16 protein-coding genes are annotated in these 11,811 nt (G+C 66.5%); 8 read left to right on the top strand and 8 right to left on the bottom strand.

The window, feature by feature from the left end; translation table 11 throughout:
- The first annotated feature begins 173 nt into the window (after positions 1-173).
- Together NED98_RS22770 and NED98_RS22775 are read left to right on the top strand one after the other, a co-directional pair.
- Positions 174-815: a glutathione S-transferase family protein gene (locus tag NED98_RS22770; protein ID WP_218850074.1), complete on the top strand. Its 642-nt coding sequence runs from the start codon at positions 174-176 to the stop codon at positions 813-815.
- Positions 816-857: 42 nt separating this feature from the next.
- On the top strand, positions 858-1,229 hold the full coding sequence (locus NED98_RS22775; RefSeq protein WP_179512237.1) for a dihydroneopterin aldolase: 372 nt from the start codon (positions 858-860) through the stop codon (positions 1,227-1,229).
- Here NED98_RS22775 and NED98_RS22780 read toward each other — a convergent pair.
- Positions 1,204-1,947: a hypothetical protein gene (locus NED98_RS22780; protein ID WP_179513705.1), complete on the bottom strand. Its 744-nt coding sequence runs from the start codon at positions 1,945-1,947 to the stop codon at positions 1,204-1,206. The two genes, NED98_RS22775 and NED98_RS22780, sit on opposite strands and share 26 nt — an antisense overlap.
- A 378-nt stretch (positions 1,948-2,325) precedes the next feature.
- On the opposite strand from NED98_RS22780, the gene NED98_RS22785 reads away from it, so the two are divergent.
- From NED98_RS22785 to NED98_RS22800, 4 genes are all read left to right on the top strand, one after another.
- A complete protein-coding gene (locus tag NED98_RS22785) occupies positions 2,326-2,976 on the top strand; it encodes an energy transducer TonB (protein WP_179512236.1) in 651 nt (216 codons plus the stop codon).
- Positions 2,977-3,031: 55 nt separating this feature from the next.
- Entirely contained in the window at positions 3,032-3,814 is a 783-nt protein-coding gene (locus NED98_RS22790) for a MotA/TolQ/ExbB proton channel family protein (RefSeq protein WP_265269509.1), read from the top strand.
- 94 nt (positions 3,815-3,908) lie between these two features.
- The gene (locus tag NED98_RS22795) at positions 3,909-4,391 is read left to right on the top strand and encodes an ExbD/TolR family protein (protein WP_179512234.1); all 483 of its coding nucleotides are present in this window, start codon (positions 3,909-3,911) and stop codon (positions 4,389-4,391) included.
- Positions 4,392-4,417: 26 nt separating this feature from the next.
- Complete coding sequence (locus NED98_RS22800; RefSeq protein ID WP_265314638.1) at positions 4,418-4,846, top strand: ExbD/TolR family protein; 429 nt, start codon at positions 4,418-4,420, stop codon at positions 4,844-4,846.
- Between the two features lie 178 nt (positions 4,847-5,024).
- Here NED98_RS22800 and NED98_RS22805 read toward each other — a convergent pair whose 3' ends face one another.
- From NED98_RS22805 to dcd, 4 genes are all read right to left on the bottom strand, one after another.
- The gene (locus NED98_RS22805; RefSeq protein ID WP_265314640.1) at positions 5,025-5,498 is read right to left on the bottom strand and encodes an NUDIX hydrolase; all 474 of its coding nucleotides are present in this window, start codon (positions 5,496-5,498) and stop codon (positions 5,025-5,027) included.
- Positions 5,495-5,878: a GFA family protein gene (locus NED98_RS22810; RefSeq protein ID WP_179512231.1), complete on the bottom strand. Its 384-nt coding sequence runs from the start codon at positions 5,876-5,878 to the stop codon at positions 5,495-5,497. The genes NED98_RS22805 and NED98_RS22810 overlap by 4 nt, the downstream gene beginning before the upstream one ends.
- Before the next feature lie 40 nt (positions 5,879-5,918).
- On the bottom strand, positions 5,919-6,503 hold the full coding sequence (locus NED98_RS22815) for a class I SAM-dependent DNA methyltransferase (protein ID WP_265314642.1): 585 nt from the start codon (positions 6,501-6,503) through the stop codon (positions 5,919-5,921).
- 175 nt (positions 6,504-6,678) lie between these two features.
- A complete protein-coding gene (gene dcd / locus NED98_RS22820) occupies positions 6,679-7,233 on the bottom strand; it encodes a dCTP deaminase (RefSeq protein WP_179512229.1) in 555 nt (184 codons plus the stop codon).
- Positions 7,234-7,403: 170 nt separating this feature from the next.
- Here dcd and NED98_RS22825 point away from each other — a divergent pair, with 170 nt between their 5' ends.
- Positions 7,404-8,159, top strand: coding sequence for an SDR family NAD(P)-dependent oxidoreductase (locus NED98_RS22825; protein WP_265269506.1), 756 nt, complete (start codon positions 7,404-7,406; stop codon positions 8,157-8,159).
- A 137-nt stretch (positions 8,160-8,296) separates the two neighbouring features.
- Here the strand turns inward: NED98_RS22825 and NED98_RS22830 are convergent, their stop codons facing one another.
- From NED98_RS22830 to NED98_RS22840, 3 genes are all read right to left on the bottom strand, one after another.
- Positions 8,297-8,728, bottom strand: a complete 432-nt coding sequence (locus tag NED98_RS22830) for an acyl-CoA thioesterase (protein ID WP_265314643.1) — start codon at positions 8,726-8,728, stop codon at positions 8,297-8,299.
- A 138-nt stretch (positions 8,729-8,866) separates the two neighbouring features.
- Positions 8,867-9,649, bottom strand: coding sequence for an SDR family NAD(P)-dependent oxidoreductase (locus NED98_RS22835; protein WP_265314645.1), 783 nt, complete (start codon positions 9,647-9,649; stop codon positions 8,867-8,869).
- Positions 9,650-9,792: 143 nt separating this feature from the next.
- The gene (locus NED98_RS22840) at positions 9,793-10,977 is read right to left on the bottom strand and encodes an acetyl-CoA C-acetyltransferase (protein ID WP_265314646.1); all 1,185 of its coding nucleotides are present in this window, start codon (positions 10,975-10,977) and stop codon (positions 9,793-9,795) included.
- Between the two features lie 82 nt (positions 10,978-11,059).
- Between NED98_RS22840 and NED98_RS22845 the strand changes: the two genes are divergently transcribed.
- Positions 11,060-11,725: a nitroreductase gene (locus NED98_RS22845; RefSeq protein WP_265269502.1), complete on the top strand. Its 666-nt coding sequence runs from the start codon at positions 11,060-11,062 to the stop codon at positions 11,723-11,725.
- Positions 11,726-11,811 lie beyond the last annotated feature (86 nt).

Raw genomic sequence — 11,811 nt, forward strand, 5'->3', positions numbered from 1 at the left:
GCCCGCCGCAGAGCGGTCGCCCGCAGAAGCCCGCTGGACGGCGTCGCTTGCTTGCGCGTAGCGACTGCTACGCGTCTGCGCTGCGCTCCTTGCCAGCGGGCTTCTGCGGGCGATCACGGCGTTGCTCTGGGGAGATTTGAGCCCTAGCGATAGTGCGGCTGAACGCAAGTAGGATGACAGTGGTGAAGCTTTACGATGCGGTCTGGGCGCCGAGCCCGCGACGGGTGCGTATCTATCTTGCGGAGAAGGGCATTACCGTCGAGCGCGAGCTGGTCGACCTGCGCGTCGGTGAGCAGTTCGGCGACGCTTATCTTGCGGTCAACCCGCGCGGAATGGTCCCCGCGCTCCAGCTCGACGACGGCGAGGTGATCTGCGAATCGGCCGCGATCTGCCGCTATTTCGAGGCGGTGCAGCCCGATCCCCCGCTGTTCGGGCGCACCCCGATCGAGATCGCGCGGGTCGAGAGCGCGACGCGGCGAATCGAGCATGAGGGCTATGCCGCCGCGGTCTATGTGCTGCGCAACGGCAACCCCGCCTTCGCCGGGCGGAGCGCGGCCGGCAAATGGCCGGAAATGGCGCAAATCCCGGAGCTTGCGGCGCGCGGCATGTTGATGTGGGAGGTGTTCGTCGAGGCGCTCGACCAGTCGCTCGCCGATCGCGCCTGGGTGGCGGGGGAGGCGTATAGCTTCGCCGACATCACCGCACTGACCACGATCGATTTCGCCAAGGCGATCAAGCTGCTGGTGCCCGACAAGGCGCGTCATCTCAAGCGCTGGCACGAAGCGGCGAGCGCGCGGCCGAGCGCCGCTGCCTGATTCGCTTGCCCCCGGGCTGCCGCCTCCCTAACTCCGCGCGCGATGGACGACAGCCTCGAACTCGAAGTGCACGATCTGGAGGTGCCGGTGCTCACCGGCATCTATTCGGAAGAGACGCACCTGCCGCAGCCGCTGCGCATCTCGATCGGGGTGCAGCTCGAGGCGCCGGCGCATTATGCGCCCGATACCCCGCTCAGCGCGTCGAAAAACTATCTCGATCTCAAGCGTGCGGCGACGACGGCGCTGCCCCCCGGCGTGCATTTCACGCTGATCGAGGGCGTGGCGGACCATATCGCCGACACCTTGTTCCTTCAGGATCGCCGCGTGCGCCGGGTGACGGTCAAGATCGTCAAGCTGGCGATCGCCGAAGCGGGCGAATCGATCGGGATCACCTTGGTCCGTCACCGGCGTTAGGCCCCGATTCGTTCCGCTCGCACCGGCCGAGCCGGTTGAGAACGAATCGGTAATCCTCGCGCGCTTGCGTCGCATCGTCGCCCGATAGCGCGGCGACGCTGTCGTCGGGCAATTCGCGCGGCAGGAAGCAGGCGAGGCGATACCATAACAAGGTGTCGGGCTTGGGCGGCGCGGCCGAATCGTCGATGATCTCGGACAAGGCCACCGCCCAGCGCGGTTCCTCGCCCGGGCGGCGCAGGATCGACAGCGAGACCGGGCGGTGATCGGCGGTGCGCAGGAACACTTGGGTCTCGCCTTCACCGGGCAAGGAGCCCGCGACATGGAAGGCGTTGCCGACCCCTGTGATCACCGGCGGCGCGTCGGCCGCCAGCACCTCGGCAGCGATTCGCCGTGCCAGCGCGTCGCTCGCCGGGGACCAGCCGAGCTGCGCGTCGGGGCGGACGAGCTGGATCTGGTCGCTCCGCCCCGGCACCGGTCGCGCGAATAAAAGAACACGTGATTTCTTATACTTGGGCACACGGCCAAGCGGATCGGGAGCGGCGTCGAGCAGATAGCCGATCCGCGGGGGAATCGCCCCGGGGCCGCGCAGCAGCGCGCCGACATCCGCCTCGACATAAAAACGTGTCGCGCCCGGGGCGAGGCCGGGGGCTTCGGTGGGTTTTATCTTAGAAGTCGAACGAATCGTCGCATCGACGATCACCGGGCTGGCGATCACCAGATCGGCCATTTCGGCGTAAGAGGGGGCGGGACTTCCGGCCTCCGCGGCGGCCTGCGGAGGAGCCGGCGAACGCTGCGCAACCGCCGGAATACAAGCAAAAACAGCGAGCGCGGCTGCCGCCAGCCCGCCCGGGTACGAGGCTCTCTTCATCCTGTTTTGAATAGGCCAAGGCGGGCTTCCGATACAGAAATAATTCTGCCATGGGACGATTGTACGTTTGTTGCGTCCGACAAAGCGTTTGCACGCCTCGAAACCGCGCGATAGGACTCGCCCGGTGCCGGGGTATGTTATAGCCTCCGGACATAACGGCTCTCCGATTCCAACGGGGATCGGGATCCGGCCCTAGTGGCCCTAGGGATGAGGGAGTTTCACTGCTGAATGGCCTACGCTGACCAGAAGATGAGCGGGAGCAAGATCGTCGCGATTGCTATCGTGGCGGTTCTTCATATTGCTCTCGGCTACGCCTTCGTCACCGGCCTCGCGTACCAATACGTGAAGAAGGTGTCGGAGAAGTTAAATACGTTCGACGTCGAGGAGCCGCCGCCCCCGCCGCCGGATGAGCCGCCGCCCCCGCCGCCCGACGTCAAGGTCGCGCCGCCGCCGGTCGTGACGCCGCCGCCGATCGTGCAGGCGCCGACGACCGTCGCGCCGCCGGTGATCACGACGCCGGTGCCGCCGCCGCCGCGCCCCGTCGTGGTCGCGCCGCCGCCCGCCCCGCCACCGCCGCCGCGCGTCTCGCAGGCTGCCGTCGCGAAGGGCAATCCTGGGCAGTATTTCTCCCAGGACAATTATCCTCCGTCGGCGCTTCGTGCCGGTGAGGAAGGGCGCGTGGTTGCCATGCTGACGATCGGCACCGACGGTCGCGTAAGCGAATGTGAGGTAACGACGTCGAGTGGCAGCGCTGCGCTCGATCAGGCTACGTGCCGTATCGCCAAGAGCAGGGTCCGTTACAGCCCGGCGAAGGATGAGAACGGTCAGCCGATCGCATCGAGGCAGACGTTGCCCGTCCGGTGGCAGATCCAGCAGTGATCTGCCGACTGGCCACACATTTGACGCCATTCGTTTTTCAAGGGACTAGCATTTTATGATGATCAATATTCTCGCCGCCGGCGCTGCGCCGGCCGCCAAGGGCGACAATCCGTACGGCCTCATCCCCGCGCTTCAGGAAGGCGGTCTCATCTCGCAGACCGTGTTCGGCATCCTGGTGCTGATGTCGATCGTCTCCTTCTACATCCTGTTCTCGAAGCTGTTCGAGCAGCAGAAGATCATCAACCAGGCGAAGCGCATCAGCCAGCAGGGTTTCTGGAACTCGAACTCGCTGCGCGAAGGCTCGGCCAAGCTCGAGAAGAACTCGGCCTACAAGCAGATCGTCGACGACGGCCTGTCGGCGCAGGACCAGCACCAGAAGCTGACCGATCCGGTCGAAGCGCATGACTGGCTGCACGGTTCGCTGGCGCGTTCGGAAGCCTCGATCAACTCGAAGCTCGGCACCGGCCTCGCCTTCCTCGCGACCGTCGGCGCGACCGCGCCGTTCATCGGCCTGTTCGGTACGGTTATCGGCATCTATCGCGCGCTCATCAAGATCGGCGCTGCCGGTCAGGCGTCGATCGACGCGGTCGCCGGCCCGGTCGGTGAAGCGCTCATCATGACCGCGCTCGGCCTCGTCGTCGCGGTGCCGGCGGTGCTCGCCTACAACTGGCTGCAGCGTCGCAACAAGTCGATCGCGGAAGACCTGTCGGCCTTCTCGAACGACGTGCTCGGCTACCTCGCCTCGAACGGTGCGGTGAAGCCGGCCGGCGTCGGCGCTGCCAAGCCGGCCCCGGCGAAGCCCGCCGCGGCGCCCGCCGGCGGTGCGACCCGCGCGTAAGATGAAAATGGGAGGCGGGGCGGCCGTTCGCGGCCGCCCGGCTGACCGGCCGTCGGCCCGACCCGACGGCAGAATGAGTAGGAAAGCCTGACACATGGCGATGAGCGTTGGTGGAGACTCCACCGAAACTCCGATGTCGGACATCAACACGACCCCGCTGGTGGACGTCATGCTGGTGCTCCTCATCATCTTCCTGATCGCGGTTCCGGTCGTGATCCAGACGGTGAAGCTCAAGCTTCCCAATGTCCGCTTCGATCCGACCACGACCAAGCCCGAGAACGTTTCGCTCTCGATCATGGGCGCGCCGGATGGGACGTGCAAAGTCTATTGGGGCCTGACCCCGGTGACGCATGACGAGCTGCTCAACCGCGCGGTCGAGAAGCTCAAGAAGGAGATCGCTCGGCAGGGTGGCCCCAACGCCCCCGGCCTGGAACTCCCCGAAGCGCATATCCGCGGTGACGTGAACACCCCGTGGCATTGCATCGGCGGCGCGATCTTCAACATGCAGATGGCCGGTTTCGCCAAGGTTGGCTTCATTTCCGAGCCGCCGCCGGGCGAAGGCGTCGAGCGGCTGTGAGCGGAAGCGGTCAGGAGTAACACGACATGGCAATGAGTGGCGGCCGCGACGACGGCGAGCCGATGATGGAAATGAACACGACGCCGTTGATCGACGTCATGCTCGTTCTCCTCATCATGTTCATCATCACGATCCCGATCCAAACCCACGCGGTGAAGGTCGATCTGCCGCAGAACCAGAATCCCCAGACGCCGCCGCCGGTCCTGCCGGACAAGAATGTCGTCGCGATCGACATCAACGGCACGGTGACGTGGAATGGTACCCCGGTCGATATGGTGACGCTGCGTCAGTATCTCGACGTGGCGGCGGGCATGAGCCCGGAGCCGGAACTGCACTTCCAGCCCGACCGGCAGGCCCGTTACGACGTGGTCGATCGGACGCTGGCGGTGATCAAGCGTTCGCGCGTGACCAAGCTCGGCTTCATCGGCAACGAGCAATATTATCGCGATTTCTGACGGCTACGGCCGCGCATTTCGCGACGATGGTTGAAGGGCGGCCTTGCGGGGCCGCCCTTTTTCTTTTGGGGTGTGCTTCGGCCCGCGCGCAGCGGCAGAGGCGGGCTCGTGGACGAACAGGGCGTCGAGAACCCGGCTCAGCTATCCCCGTTCGCCCTGAGCTTGTCGAAGGGCGGCCTCACCGGCTGAGTGACCGACCTCGCTTCGACAAGCTTGCGACGAGTGGTTCGTATGCCGCGCAAAGCGTGCGGGCCAGCGGCAGGATGTGATCGCGGACGAGGGGTGCCAACGGCATAGCCGCGGCTTCGACGTGATCGACCCAGACGGCCGCTTCGATCTCCGCGCGCGGCTGGGGCAGATGTGAGGCGCGCACATGGAAGATCTCGGCGTCGACGATATGATCCGGTTCGTTGGCAGCCGGCGCGGAGAAGCGACCAACGTATCGAGCGTCTTCATCCGACAGTGTCAGGCCGATCTCCTCATCCAACTCGCGCAACAGCGCATCCAGTGGTGCCTCGCCGGGCTCGATCTTGCCGCCCGCCAGCATGAACCGCCGTGCGCCCGCCTTTCGGACCAGCAGCAACCGCCCGGCGCGGTCGTCGATCAAGGCGGCGGCGATGCGGATCGTCCGCGCCGCTCGTCGCTCGTTCACGACGCCGCACGCTGCGGCAGACCATCGGTGATGTCGTAATAATCGCCCTTGTCGGCGACGTAGATGTGCATCCCGATCGTCGTGCCGGTGGGCTTGTCGAACGCCCCCATCGCCACCGCGATCTTGTCGTCGTGCAACGGCGCCCAGAAAAGCGTCGACCCGCATGAGGCGCAGAAGCCGCGCCTGGCCTTTTCCGACGATTGGTACCACGCCAGCGAGTGCTCGTCCGCGATGGTCAATGCCGATGTCGGCACCTCGGTCGAGGCGAAGCAATGCCCCGATTGTTTGCGGCATTGCGAGCAGTGGCAGACCGCCGGCGGCGGGAGATCGCCGGCAACAGTGAAGGTGATGGCGCCGCAAAGGCATGATCCGGCATGCATTCATTGCTCCTTTCGTCGGGCGCGGAGCCGGGCGGCAGGTCTATTCGACTTGTCCGCGCCGCCGGGCGAGCCAGACGGTCCGCCCGCCGCAACTCGGGTCCTCCGCAATGTGGTCGATCACATCGAACGCGGCGGCGGCGAGCAGGTTGCGATATTCGTCCGGGGAAAGGCTGCCGTGATAGAGCGGTTCGCCTTCGAGTTCGCCGATCGCGCTGCCTTCGCTGGTGCCGCTCGTGAACATCAGTGCCGCCCCGGGGGCGGCATGCGCCGCGAACCGCGCGAACATGTCGCGCTGATCGGCGGGCGGCAGGTGAAAGAAGCTGTCCCACGCGAGCAGCCCCGCAAATCGCCGGCCGAGCGAAAGCCTGCGCATATCGGCGAGATGCGCGGGCGCGGTCGGCAGGTTGGCGCGGAACAGCGCGAGCATCGTCGGACTGGCATCCACGCCGGTCACATCGAACCCGCGGTTGATCAGCGCACGCGCGATCGGAACCCCCGATCCGCAACCGATATCGAGCACGGTCGAACGTGGGGCGAGCAGCGCGCAAAAGCGGTCGAGCCACGCCTGCTCGGAGCCGGTCGCCGCGCAGCGCCGCCCATGCCGCGCCGTGGCGGTCATAGACATGGATTACGGAGGTTTCCGGTCGATCCTGTCGCATCGGCGGAACGTAACGCGGCGCGGGTGCGGCTGCTACTATTCGTCATCCCAGCGCAAGCTGGGATCGCGTGCCACGGAGCGCGCGCCTGCGGCCTGAGATCCCAGCTTGCGCTGGGATGACGACGGCGGCCGCCGCCTGTCGTCACAACCGCGGCAACGTTACCCCCTGCTGCCCCATATATTTGCCCGCGCGATCGGCGTAGCTCGTCTCGCACGGTTCGTTGCCCTGGAGGAACAGGAACTGGCACGCGCCCTCATTGGCGTAGATTTTCGCCGGGAGCGGGGTGGTGTTGGAGAATTCGAGCGTGACATGCCCCTCCCAGCCCGGCTCGAGCGGGGTGACGTTCACGATGATCCCGCAGCGTGCATAGGTCGATTTGCCGAGGCAGATCACCAGCACGTCGCGCGGCACGCGGAAATATTCCACCGTCCGCGCCAGCGCGAAGCTGTTGGGCGGGATGATGCACACGTCGGTCTTGCGATCGACGAAGCTGTTTGCCGCGAAATCCTTGGGATCGACCACCGCATTGTCGACATTGGTGAAGATCTTGAACTCGTCGGCGACCCGCGCGTCATAGCCGTAGGAGGACAGGCCATAGCTGATGCAGCCGTCGCGGCGCTGCGCCTCGACGAACGGCTCGATCATGCGGTCGGCGATCGCGCGCTCGCGAATCCAGCGGTCGGACAGGATGGACATAGGTGGCGTTACCTCTCTTTCGCCCGCTTTCGCCGTCCGCCGCGGCGCTGGCAAGGGGGGAGGGGAGAATGCGCCGAATCCGCGGCTGTCGCCTGTCCCTTCCGCGCTTGACGTGGCGCCTCGTGCCTCGCAACGCAGTCCGCGATCATTCAAAAAAAGGGAGAGGGCGGGTGAGCTTCACGCTAAGCGGCAGGGTCGCATTGATCACCGGGGCATCGTCGGGTTTCGGCGCGCATTTCGCGCGGCTTTATGCCGCGGCAGGGGCGAAGGTGGTGCTCGGCGCGCGGCGCGTCGACCGCGTCGAGGCGCTCGCGGCGGAACTGGGCGCCGCGGCGCTCGCCGTGCCGCTCGACGTTGCCGACGAGGCATCGACGATCGCCGCTTATGACGCGGCGGAAGCGCGCTTCGGCACGGTCGATACGATCGTCGCCAATGCCGGGATGAGCCACGCCGGGCGCGCGACCGATGTATCGGTCGAAGGGCTGCGGCAGCTGGTCGACGCCAATTTCCTCGGCGCCTATCTCACCGTGCGCGAGGGCGCCAAGCGGCTGATCGCGGCGGGCGCGCGCGAGACGGGGCGTGGGCGGGCGATCATCATCGGCTCGATCACCGCGCATCTCACCGGGCAGGGCGACAGCGCTTATGCCGCGTCCAAGGCCGGCGTGGCGCATCTCGGGCGCAATCTGGCCCGCGAGTGGGTGCGGCAGGGAATCAACGTCAACGTGATCCAGCCGGGCTATGTCCAGACCGAGATCGCCGGCGACTGGTTCCAGACCGAAGGCGGCGCGGCGCATATCGCCTCGTTCCACCGCAAGCGGATGATGGACATCACCGCGCTCGATCCGCTGATGCTGTATTTCGCCTCGGATGCCTCGGCGGCGGTGACCGGGGCGGTGGTCGACGTGGACGACGGGCAGTCGTTGTAAGCCCGATTTCTCCCTCCCTTGAACAAGGGAGGGGGCGGGGGTGGGTTGGCCTGCGGGGATACCGTTCCGCGCGCCTCATACCCACCCACCCCCAGTCCCTCCCGTCACCAGGGAGGGGAGAAGGAAGGGGAAGGGCGTTACCCCTCGCGCACCCGCAGTGCCTTCAGCCCCTCGCGCATCGCCTCGGGGAGCGGCTCGCCGGCCGGGGCGGTCATCACGATCACCGTGTCGCAGGTCGCGATCGCCACCCCGTTCTGGAACATCGCCGCCAGCATCTCCCAGCTGCGATTGCCGATCTTGCCGATGCCGATCGCAATCTCGACCGGAGCGGGAAAGCTGCCCTCGGCGAGATAGTTGATCTCGTTGCGCGCGACGACCGCGCGGAAGTCCTTACCGCGTTGGGCGTCGCCGATAGTGTGGTTCATCCGCACCCGCACCGTCTCGAACAGCGCCGCGAAAGCCACATTGTTGAGATGCCCGTTGGGATCGAGATCCTGATAGCGCGTCTGGATTTCCTCGCGCTTCGGGTAGCTGTCCGGCGAGAGGCGCCAGGCGGCGGGGCGGGGCATATCGGGGCTGCCTTTCGTTAAGGGGCGGGGGCCGACGCGGGAGTTAATCCCGCGTCGTCGGACGGGTTCGCTGCGCGACCCGCCGGCCGGCCTCGGTGGTCTTGCGGATAGCGTGGCTATCCGCATGCCACCTGCGGCTTACCTCGGCGCCATGCGAATGGCGCCGTCGAGCCGCACATCCTCGCCGTTGAAATAGCCGTTCTCGATCATCAACGTGGCGAGCGCGGCATATTCCGCCGGGTCGCCGAGCCGCTTCGGGAACGGGACCGAGGCGGCCAGCGCGTCCTTCACATTCTGCGGCGCGGCGGCGAGCAGCGGGGTATTGAAGATCCCCGGCAGGATCGTGTTGACGCGGATGCCCTCGCCCATCAGGTCACGCGCGATCGGCAGGGTCATGCCGACGACGCCGCCCTTCGACGCCGAATAGGCCGCCTGGCCCATCTGCCCGTCTTCCGCCGCGACCGAGGCGGTGTTGACGATCGCGCCGCGCTCGCCATCCGCCAGCGGGTCGAGCGTCAGCATCCCGGCGGCCGATTTGGCGATGCAGCGGAACGTGCCGACGAGGTTGATCTGGATGATCCAGTTGAAGGCGTCGAGCGGGAAGTGCTTGATCGAGCCGTCTTCCTTGCTGCGGCTCGCGGTCTTGATCGCGTTGCCGGTGCCGGCGCAATTGACCAGCACGCGCTCCTGACCGATCGCCGCGCGCGCCTTGGCGAAGCCGTCGTCGACCGACGCGTCGTCGGTGACGTTGACCTTGCAATAGACCCCGCCGAGTTCCTGCGCGATCGCCTCGCCCTTCTCCTCCTGCAAGTCGAAGATCGCGACCTTCACCCCCTTGGAGGCGAGCAGCCGCGCGGTCGCCGCGCCGAGGCCGGAGGCGCCGCCGGTGACGACGGCCGAGATCGTATTGTCGAGCTTCATTGGAAATCCTCTCTAGTCAAAGGAGTGAATCAGAATTCGATCCCCGTCATGCCGGGCTCGACCCGGCATCCAAAGCCACAGGAGCCATCGTCCGCGGCTCTGGATGCCGGATCAAGTCCGGCATGACGGCAAAAAGGGTGGCGTCAGGCGGTCTGCCAGTCGCAATTCTCGATGATCGTGACATTGGCGACCCCGCCGCCCTCGCACATCGTCTGCAGGCCATAACGCCCGCCGCGCCGGCGAAGTTCGTGGACCAGGGTGGCCATCAGCTTGGTGCCCGAGGCGCCGAGCGGATGGCCGAGCGCGATCGCGCCGCCGTTGACGTTGAGCCGCTCGGGCTTGGCGCCGGTATGTTTGAGCCACGCCATCGGCACCGAGGCGAACGCCTCATTGACTTCGTAGAGGTCGATATCGTCGATCGACAGCCCGGCCTTCTTGAGCGCCTTGTCGGTGGCGAACAGCGGCTCCTCGAGCATCACCACCGGATCGCCCGCGGTGACGGTGAGGTTGACGATCCGCGCCATCGGCTTGAGATTGTATTTCTTGAGCGCTTCGGCGCTGACGATCAGCACCGCGCTGGCGCCGTCGCAGATCTGGCTGGCCGAGGCCGCGGTCAGCGCGCCGCCCTCGGCGAGCAATTTAACCCCGGCCATGCCTTCGGGTGAGGCGTCGTAGCGAATGCCCTCGTCGGCGTTATGGACTTCCTTGCCCTCAGGGGTCTCGATCTCGATCGCGACAATCTCGTCGCGGAACTTGCCCGCCTGGGTCGCCGCGACCGCCTTGCGGTGGCTGCTGAGCGAGAATTCGTCGAGCACCTCGCGCGAGAAGCCGTGTTTCTTGGCGATCATCTCCGCGCCGGCGAACTGGTTGAAGACGATGCCGGGATATTTCTCTTCCAGCCCCGGCGACTTGGCCTTGCCGAGCCCCGCATCGTAGAACAATTTGAAGGTCGACCCCATCGGCACCCGCGTCATGCTCTCGACGCCGGCGGCGATCACCACATCCTGCGTGCCCGACATCACCGCCTGCGCGGCGAATTGCATCGCCTGCTGCGAGGAGCCGCACTGGCGGTCGATCGTCACCGCCGGGGTGCTTTCGGGGAGCTTGGAGGCGAGCACGGCGTTGCGGCCGACCTGTCCGGCCTGCTCGCCGCCCTGGCTGACGCAGCCCATGATCACGTCGTCGATCGCATCGGCGGGGACGCCCGAGCGCTCGACCAATGCATCCAGCACCTTGGCGGCGAGATCCACCGGGTGCCAGCCGGCAAGCCTGCCGCCCCGCCGTCCTCCGGCCGTCCGCACCGCTTCGACGATATACGCCTCAGGCATCTTCCGACTCTCCATAACAGATGTTATCCCACAATCCGCATTTGGCGCGAATTGACGTAAACGGCAAGGGGTGGAGGCGTAAATGGAGGTAAGCGCAGCGGTGGAAGCGCGGCGATCGGTGCGGGGGTTTCTCGACACGCCGGTCGAGCCGGCGCTGCTGAGGGCGCTGGCGCTCAAGGCGGCGCGCGCGGCGACCGGGGGCAATCTCCAGCCGTGGCACGTCGATATCGTCCACGGCGCCTCCATGCAGCGGCTCAAGGAGATCATGCGCGGCAAGATCGAGCGGCGCGAAAGCGAGACGCCGGGCTATGATATCTACCCGCGCGAGATGCCCGAGGCGATGAAGCAGCGTCGCTTCGAGATCGGCGAGATCCTTTACGGCCATCTTGGCATCCCGCGCGAGGACCGGCGCGCGCGAGCGATCTGGTTCGCGCGCAACTTCCAGTTCTTCGGCGCGCCGGCGGCCTATTTCGTCACGGTCGATCGCCGCATGGGGCCGCCGCAATGGGCGGACCTCGGCATGTATCTGCAGAATCTGATGCTGCTCGCGGTCGAGGCGGGGCTGGCGACCTGCCCGCAGGAATGCTGGGCGGTTTATCCGCAGACGGTCGAGGCGTTCCTCGGGACGCCGCCGGAGCGGATGCTGTTCTGCGGCGTGGCGATCGGGTTCGAAGATGCGGAGGAGCCCGCCAACCGCGCACGCAGCCCGCGTGCGGCGGAGGCGGAGTGGTTGAGCGAATTTAGCTGAGGCGAGCGCTAGCCAAGACTACCACCCCGGCGAAGGCCGGGGTCCAGTTACGCGCGGCCCGATGCTGGACCCCGGCCTTCGCCGGG

The sequence above is a fragment of the Sphingomonas lycopersici genome, assembly GCF_026130605.1.
Taxonomy (GTDB): Bacteria; Pseudomonadota; Alphaproteobacteria; order Sphingomonadales; family Sphingomonadaceae; genus Sphingomonas; species Sphingomonas lycopersici.

Coding starts and splice junctions, on each gene's coding strand:
- NED98_RS22770 (WP_218850074.1), top strand. CDS start 174: ATGACAGTGGTGAAGCTTTACGATGCGGTCTGGGCGCCGAGCCCGCGA.
- NED98_RS22775 (WP_179512237.1), top strand. CDS start 858: ATGGACGACAGCCTCGAACTCGAAGTGCACGATCTGGAGGTGCCGGTG.
- NED98_RS22785 (WP_179512236.1), top strand. CDS start 2,326: ATGGCCTACGCTGACCAGAAGATGAGCGGGAGCAAGATCGTCGCGATT.
- NED98_RS22790 (WP_265269509.1), top strand. CDS start 3,032: ATGATGATCAATATTCTCGCCGCCGGCGCTGCGCCGGCCGCCAAGGGC.
- NED98_RS22795 (WP_179512234.1), top strand. CDS start 3,909: ATGGCGATGAGCGTTGGTGGAGACTCCACCGAAACTCCGATGTCGGAC.
- NED98_RS22800 (WP_265314638.1), top strand. CDS start 4,418: ATGGCAATGAGTGGCGGCCGCGACGACGGCGAGCCGATGATGGAAATG.
- NED98_RS22810 (WP_179512231.1), bottom strand. CDS start 5,878: ATGCATGCCGGATCATGCCTTTGCGGCGCCATCACCTTCACTGTTGCC.
- NED98_RS22815 (WP_265314642.1), bottom strand. CDS start 6,503: ATGTCTATGACCGCCACGGCGCGGCATGGGCGGCGCTGCGCGGCGACC.
- dcd (WP_179512229.1), bottom strand. CDS start 7,233: ATGTCCATCCTGTCCGACCGCTGGATTCGCGAGCGCGCGATCGCCGAC.
- NED98_RS22830 (WP_265314643.1), bottom strand. CDS start 8,728: ATGCCCCGCCCCGCCGCCTGGCGCCTCTCGCCGGACAGCTACCCGAAG.
- NED98_RS22835 (WP_265314645.1), bottom strand. CDS start 9,649: ATGAAGCTCGACAATACGATCTCGGCCGTCGTCACCGGCGGCGCCTCC.
- NED98_RS22840 (WP_265314646.1), bottom strand. CDS start 10,977: ATGCCTGAGGCGTATATCGTCGAAGCGGTGCGGACGGCCGGAGGACGG.
- NED98_RS22845 (WP_265269502.1), top strand. CDS start 11,060: ATGGAGGTAAGCGCAGCGGTGGAAGCGCGGCGATCGGTGCGGGGGTTT.